The sequence below is a fragment of the Bradyrhizobium sp. PRIMUS42 genome (assembly GCF_023006515.1).
GTDB lineage: Bacteria > Pseudomonadota > Alphaproteobacteria > Rhizobiales > Xanthobacteraceae > Bradyrhizobium.
Genome location: NZ_JALBGZ010001221.1, coordinates 1 through 1,114, shown reverse-complemented (window position 1 = coordinate 1,114; position 1,114 = coordinate 1). Strand labels below are relative to the sequence as shown.

3 protein-coding genes are annotated in these 1,114 nt (G+C 64.9%); 1 reads left to right on the top strand and 2 read right to left on the bottom strand.

Translation table 11 applies throughout. From position 1 onward, the window contains the following. Window positions 1-462, bottom strand: a 462-nt coding sequence (locus MOV75_RS39220; RefSeq protein ID WP_247008203.1) for a site-specific integrase, incomplete at its 3' end; no start/stop codon positions are given. Window positions 463-479: 17 nt separating this feature from the next. Next, window positions 480-626, bottom strand: coding sequence for a hypothetical protein (locus MOV75_RS39215; protein ID WP_063198124.1), 147 nt, complete (start codon window positions 624-626; stop codon window positions 480-482). Window positions 627-811: 185 nt separating this feature from the next. Here MOV75_RS39215 and MOV75_RS39210 point away from each other — a divergent pair. Continuing rightward, window positions 812-1,114, top strand: a 303-nt coding sequence (locus tag MOV75_RS39210) for a shikimate kinase (protein ID WP_309487015.1), incomplete at its 3' end; no start/stop codon positions are given.

Sequence of the window (1,114 nt, the reverse complement as noted above, 5' to 3'; positions counted from 1 at the left end):
CACCTCGAGCAGGCAATAGAGCCGCAAGCTGCGCAGCCGCTTCGCGGGCGAGGCATCCTGCGCCTCGCTCAATTCCTTGGCGCGGCGGAGCATGCGGTCGACATCGGCGATCGACAGCACCTTCGGCAGGCTGCGGCCGCGCTTGGGCCCGGACAGGATCGCGGCGGGGTCCTCGCTCCGGATGCGCTCGTTGAGGAGAAAGCGATAGAGATGCCGCATCGCCGACAGGCGGCGGGCGACGCTGGTGGATTTGAAGCCGCGTGTGTCGAGGTCGGCGAGATAGTCGCGCAAGGTCTGCGTTTCGGCGTCCGCAAAACTGTGGCCGACGCGGCCCAGAAACTCCGAGAAATCGGTGAGGTCGCGGCGGTAGGCGTCGAGCGTGTTGGGCCCGGCGCCCTGTTCCGCCGCGAGCATGTCGAGGAACAGGCCGGTGAGCTTGCTATCGGAGGGCGAGGTAGCCATGCCCTGGAGGCTAGCTCCTATTTCTTGAGAAACTTATCCGGCGGGATCGTCACCGTCATTTCCCGCGGCTTCGGATTGACGAAGTTCGCCAGCGCGAAGACCACGCCATAGACGATGCCGGCGATCACGGCGACGGCCGTCAGGAAGCGGAACAGGCTGGGCATCGTTCTGGGGTCTCTAGAGGGGTCTTGTATAGGGGCTTGGCGGGCAAATTAACCAATGAAATCATCCAACATGTTCGCCGTTTCGTGGCAAGAGTCCTCTGGCGAGGCCCCCTGCGGGGTCGTATAGGTGGCCAAAGCATGCCGCCTTTGGCGGCAGATCGAGCGAGATCCATCCGAGCGAGACAATGTCCGACGCCGCGTTGCCGATACCAGCTTCGTCCGATGCCGACATCCTGTCGGCGCTGGGCGCGCGCTCGATCGTGCTCGTCGGTATGATGGGGGTGGGCAAATCCACCATCGGCCGTCGCATGGCTCTCAGGCTCAAGCTGCCATTCGTCGATGCCGACACCGAGATCGAGACGTCGGCCCAGATGACCATCCCGGAGATCTTCGAGCGCCACGGCGAATTGTATTTCCGTGACGGCGAGGCGCGGGTGATCGCGCGGCTGCTCGACGGCGGGCCGGTGGTGCTGGCGACCGGCGGCGGC